Source organism: Streptomyces sp. E2N166 (genome assembly GCF_003671715.1).
GTDB lineage: Bacteria > Actinomycetota > Actinomycetes > Streptomycetales > Streptomycetaceae > Streptomyces > Streptomyces thinghirensis.
The window spans coordinates 845,513-850,859 of record NZ_RAIF01000006.1 but is presented as its reverse complement, the minus strand read 5'-3'; the positions used below and the strand labels follow the sequence as shown (position 1 = coordinate 850,859).

General features: G+C 72.8%; 4 protein-coding genes. 2 read left to right on the top strand and 2 right to left on the bottom strand.

The genetic code is table 11. The features are described 5' to 3' along the window. Positions 1 to 243: 243 nt before the first annotated feature. Complete coding sequence (gndA, locus tag EBH09_RS04365; protein WP_121745653.1) at positions 244 to 1,683, bottom strand: NADP-dependent phosphogluconate dehydrogenase; 1,440 nt, start codon at positions 1,681 to 1,683, stop codon at positions 244 to 246. 351 nt (positions 1,684 to 2,034) lie between these two features. Here gndA and EBH09_RS04360 point away from each other — a divergent pair, with 351 nt between their 5' ends. Further along, complete coding sequence (locus tag EBH09_RS04360; protein ID WP_121745652.1) at positions 2,035 to 3,312, top strand: transglycosylase family protein; 1,278 nt, start codon at positions 2,035 to 2,037, stop codon at positions 3,310 to 3,312. On the opposite strand, the gene EBH09_RS04355 is transcribed toward EBH09_RS04360, so the two are convergent. Further along, entirely contained in the window at positions 3,302 to 4,504 is a 1,203-nt protein-coding gene (locus EBH09_RS04355; RefSeq protein WP_121745651.1) for a DMT family transporter, read from the bottom strand. The genes EBH09_RS04360 and EBH09_RS04355 overlap by 11 nt on opposite strands. Positions 4,505 to 4,743: 239 nt before the next feature. Between EBH09_RS04355 and EBH09_RS04345 the strand changes: the two genes are divergently transcribed. Continuing rightward, on the top strand, positions 4,744 to 5,347 hold a 604-nt coding region (locus EBH09_RS04345), incomplete at its 3' end, for an IucA/IucC family C-terminal-domain containing protein (protein WP_121746235.1).

Genomic DNA, 5,347 nt, shown 5'->3' with positions numbered 1-5,347 from the left:
CCGCCCCCGGGCCCACCCGAGCCCTCCCCGTCGCCGATCCCGCCGGGACCGGAGCCGGTGCCCAGCCCGGAGCCGGGCCCACCGCTCACCTGAGCCACAGGCCACGCCCGCGGACACGAGGGCTCTGGGGTCGGCGGGCGCGGGCGGTGGGCGACGGGCGGCGGAGGTGCCGGGTGGCGGACCGCACCGGGCCGTCGCCCACCGTCCTCGCCCGCCGCCCCTCCCACCAAGCGTCACGTACGACTACGCGGTGACCTCCGACCGGTCCCCGCCCCACAGCGTGTGGAACGCGCCGTCCCGGTCGGACCGCCGGTACGTGTGCGCCCCGAAGAAGTCCCGCTGCCCCTGCGTCAGTGCGGCCGGCAGCCGCTCGGCGCGCAGGGCGTCGTAGTAGGCCAGGGCCGCGGCGAAGCCGGGCGTCGGCACGCCCTGCCGGGTCGCGGAGACCAGGACCTCGCGCCAGTCGTCCTGCGCGTCGGCGATCTCCCGCGCGAACGTCTCGTCCGACAGCAGGCTCGGCAGATCGGCCCTGGCGTCGTAGGCGGCGCGGATGCGGTCCAGGAAGGCCGCACGGATGATGCAGCCGCCGCGCCAGATCGCGGAGACCGCGCCCAGGTCGATGTCCCAGCCGTACTCCTCGCTGCCCGCCGCGATCTCGTGGAAGCCCTGCGTGTACGACACGATCTTCGACGCGTACAGCGCCTGCTCGACGCGGTCGGCGAAGGCGGCCGCCTCCGACTCGCCGAGCGCCGACGCCTTCGGCCCCGCCAGCCCGCGCGAGGCCTCCCGCAGCGCCGCGTGCCCGGACAGCGACCGGGCGAAGACGGCCTCCGCGATGCCGGACACCGGCACGCCCAGGTCCAGCGCGATCTGCACGGTCCAGCGGCCCGTGCCCTTCTGCTCCGCCTGGTCGACCACCACGTCGACGAACGGCCTGCCCGTCGCCGCGTCCACGTGCGACAGCACCTCGGCGGTGATCTCGATCAGGTAGGAGTCCAGGCGACCGGTGTTCCAGGTGCGGAAGATGTCGGCGATCTGCGCGGGGGAGTACCCGGCGACATCGCGCAGCAGCTGGTACGCCTCGCCGATCAGCTGCATGTCGGCGTACTCGATGCCGTTGTGGACCATCTTCACGAAGTGCCCGGCGCCGTCGGGGCCGACGTGCGTCACGCAGGGCGCCCCGTCCGCCGCCTTCGCGGAGATCTTCTCCAGCATCGGGCCGAGCGCGTCGTACGACTCCTTCGAGCCGCCCGGCATGATGCTGGGGCCGTTCAGCGCCCCCTCCTCGCCGCCCGAGATGCCGGTGCCGACGAAGTGGATGCCCTGTTCGCGCAGTTCGCGTTCCCGGCGGCGGCTGTCCGCGAAGTGGGCGTTGCCCCCGTCGATGATCATGTCGCCGGGCTCCAGCAGCGGGGCGAACTCCTGGATCACCGCATCGGTCGGGTCACCGGCCTTCACCATGATCACCAGGCGCCGGGGCCGTTCCAGCGCCGCCACGAACTCCTTGGCGGTCTCGGTCGCGACGAAGTCGCCCTCGCTTCCGAACTCCTCCACCAGCGCGTGCGTGCGGGACGCCGTCCGGTTGTGCACCGCGACCGTGTAGCCGTTGCGGGCGAAGTTGCGGGCGAGGTTGCGGCCCATGACCGCGAGACCCGTGACGCCGATCTGCGCTGTAGTGCTCATTGGGTTGGCTCCTAGTGACCTTGATGTCTGTCTGTGGTGCCCTGTGTCCGTGGTGCCCTGCCGTGGTGCCCTGCCGTGGTGCCCTGCCGTGGTGCCGTGGTGCCCGCCAGTATTGCCGGTCCGCCCGTTCGACCATCCTGACGTGCCGGTACTCGGGTCGCACTTTCTGGTCCGGCGGACTTCAGTACGCACGGGACGGTCCCGGTGCCTCAGCGTGCGGTCGACGCATCCGGCCAACGGCCAACCGTTCCTGGCCACTTGGCGTGACCAACCGGCCGATTGCCGTCTTGTCATGGCCTGTTAGCGGCGCTTACTTTTGCCACTCCTGACGCAATGTCGAGGGGGACCTCCATGGCCGTACGCGGTCGGCACCGCCGGTATCAGCCGAACAGGATCAACCGGGCGTCACTGACCGTCACCGCGGGTGGCGCGGGACTGGCGCTCCCGCTCATGGGTACCGGCACGGCGCAGGCGGCCGACGTGGAGACCTGGGACAAGGTCGCCGCCTGCGAATCCACCAGCGACTGGGACATCAACACCGGCAACGGCTACTACGGCGGGTTGCAGTTCACCCAGTCCACCTGGGAGGCGTTCGGCGGCACCGAGTACGCCCCGCGTGCGGACCTGGCCACCAGGGACCAGCAGATCGCCATCGCCGAGAAGGTGCTCGACGGGCAGGGCCCCGGCGCCTGGCCGGTGTGCTCGGAGCGCGCCGGCCTGTCCCGTGGCGGTGACGCCCCGGACATCCGCCCGGCCGGGGGCGCGGGAACCGGGAAGAGTCCGGAACGGACCGCCAAGAAGTCCACCGAGAGGTCCGCCGGGAAGTCCGACTCGGTGAAGGACGTCCAGCCCCAGATCACCCCGCAGTCCCGGGCCGGCAAGGCCAGGATGTACACGGTGGTCACCGGCGACACCCTGTCCGGTATCGCCGACACCCAGCAGGTCCGGGGCGGCTGGCGGGGGCTGTACGAAGCCAACCGCGACGCGATCGGAACGGACCCCGACCTGATCCTGCCGGGCCAGCGCCTGGCAGTGCGCGGCGAGGCGACGGCGACCGAGTCACAGCAGAAACAGAAGCAGAAGCCCGAACACAAGCAGAAGCAGAAGCAGCCGAAGAAGTCGGCCCCGGAGAGCGGCAAGGGGAAGCAGGGCGGGCAGGGCGAGAAGGAGAAGGCGGACAGGGCCGACAAGGCGGCGGGCAAGGCCGACAAGGCCACCACCCGCCAAGGCGTCGTCGCGCCCGTCGACGCCTCCCCCGGCACGCCGTACCACCAGGCGGGCTCTTCCTGGTCGAAGGGCTATCACACCGGCGTCGACTTCCCCGTGCCCACCGGCACCTCGGTCAAGTCGGTCGCGGAGGGCCGGGTCGTCAGCGCGGGCTGGGGTGGCTCCTACGGGTACGAGGTGGTCGTACGGCACAGCGACGGCCGCTACTCCCAGTACGCGCACCTCTCGGCGATCTCGGTGAAGGACGGTCAGTCGGTCGGCGCCGGCCAGCGCATCGGCCGCTCGGGCTCCACGGGCAACAGCACGGGCCCGCATCTGCACTTCGAGGTGCGGACGGGGCCCGGCTTCGGTTCGGACGTCGACCCGGTGGCGTACCTGCGGGCCGGCGGCGTCAGGATCTGATCCGCACCCGGTTCCGGCTGAGAACGGGCGGCGGGACGAACGGACCGCCGTAGAAGGGGCCGTAGGAGAGCGGCGTGTCGTCGCTCTCCGCCGGTTCCCGGTCCCTGTAACTGTCCCCGTACCTGTCCTCGTACCTCTCCTCGGCGGGAACGCTGTCGGGAGCCGCCGGTGACACCGGGGAGGGCAGGAAGACCCGGTCGGGCAGCGGGGCGACCAGCGTCCCGTCTCCGTCCCGGATCTCCCGGGCGTCCCGATGCTCCTGAACCTCCCCGGCCTCCCGGACCAGCGTCTCCTCGACCGGCACCGCCGCGGACCCGGCGGACTCGGTCGCCGCCGGGACGGCCGCGACCTCCTCGGCGGACTCCCGCGCGATCCGCTCCGTCGTCAGCAGGATCAGCCCACCCGCGGCCACCACACCGCAGCTCAGGGCCAGAGCGGTGCCCGTCGTCCCGTAGCGGAAGGTTTCGCCGAACATCGTGATGCCGACCACCGCGGCCACCACCGGGTTCACGACCGTCAGCGTGGCCAGTGGGGCCGCGAGACCGGCTCCCCGGTAGGAGGCCTGCGACAGCAGCAGGCCCGCCGTGGCGAGCACACCGATCAGGGCCAGGGAGGGCAGGTCGGCGGCCGACATCCCGCCGGACCAGTCGACCGCGACCGTCTTGGTGAAGACCGAGGACATACCGAAGGCTATGCCGGACGCGGTCGCCAGCAGGATGCTGCGGACCGCCGGGTGCCGGTGCGCGGCCCGGCCGGCGATCATCAGCGCCACGACCACAGCGCCGGTGACGACGGCCGCCCCGATCCGCTGCCCCGTGTCCAGCGACTGCGCGTCGGACGCGCCGACCAGGGACAGCAGCCCCGCGAGACCGACCGTCGCCATGAGCGCGCCCCGCCATGCCGTCGCGCCGGCCTTGCGGCCCACGAACAGCGCCGCCATGGGCAGCGCGAACACGATGGTGAGCGCGCCCAGCGGCTGCACCAGGCTCAGCGGGCCGAGGGCGAGTGCCACCACGTGCAGCAGGCCGCCGAGGCCGTTGAGTCCGACCGCCGCCCACCAGCCGGGCCGGCGCAGTGGAGCGTACTGAGCACCCGGTGAGGACGCCGCGACCCGCTCCTGCACGATCGCTCCGCCCGCGTACGCCACGGCGGAGACGAGCGACAGCAGCACGGACAACGCGAGGGCGCTCATCGGCTGCTCCTCTGCGTGAGGCGGGGGCCCTGGGCCCGGCGCGGCGAACGGTCGTCTTCCATGGACAACACGATGCCGTCTCAGGGTCTTCCCGTCGTCGTCCCTGAGCACTCATTGAGTCCTACTGCCGATGGAGTACGACGGCGGTGCCGTCCTCCCCAGGGTGGGCGACCGGGGGACCGGACCCCTTACCCACGCCCCTAGGGGCCTTGATACTACTGCTCTCCGTGGACTCCGACGTGGACTTCGACCCCGGCCTCACCGCACTCCGCCCGCTCGGCGGTTTCTTCGTCCTGCGTGCCTCGCGGCCGTCGCCGCCCCGGCCCCTCCCCACCCTCGCACATGCCTACGCACCGGTATACGAAGCGGCGACGCCGGACGTTCACGTACCGGCTCGGGACGACCCGCTCGCCTTCCGCGTCCGGAAGGTCGCCGCCGCACTCCGCGCCCCCGAGACCCGCGTCGCCGCATCCGTGGCCCATCAGGGGCTGGCGGCCCGCCTGTGGTCGTTGACGCTCGGATGCGCCGTCCTCTACGGCGGCGTCCCCGACCTCGCTCCGCACCTGCTGCGCTGGGACCCCGACGCCGGCGCCCCCGACGACCTGTGGCTCGCCGAGGTGCGGCCCCTGCCGGGCGACGCCGGCACGATCGCGGAGGTCGTGCTCGACGGCCACCTGGCACCACTGACGGCGGTCCTGCACGCCCGGTACCGCGTCGCGACCGGGCTGCTGTGGGGCAACGCGGCCTCCGCGCTGGCGGGCGCCGCCCGGGAACTGGACCGCTGGTCCCGACGCCACGGCCGGGCCGACGCCGCCGCCCGCGCCCGCTCGCTCACCGCCGGCC

Bases quoted from the DNA above. Each gene is read 5' to 3' on its own strand.
- gndA (WP_121745653.1), bottom strand. From the start codon at position 1,683: ATGAGCACTACAGCGCAGATCGGCGTCACGGGTCTCGCGGTCATGGGC.
- EBH09_RS04360 (WP_121745652.1), top strand. From the start codon at position 2,035: ATGGCCGTACGCGGTCGGCACCGCCGGTATCAGCCGAACAGGATCAAC.
- EBH09_RS04355 (WP_121745651.1), bottom strand. From the start codon at position 4,504: ATGAGCGCCCTCGCGTTGTCCGTGCTGCTGTCGCTCGTCTCCGCCGTG.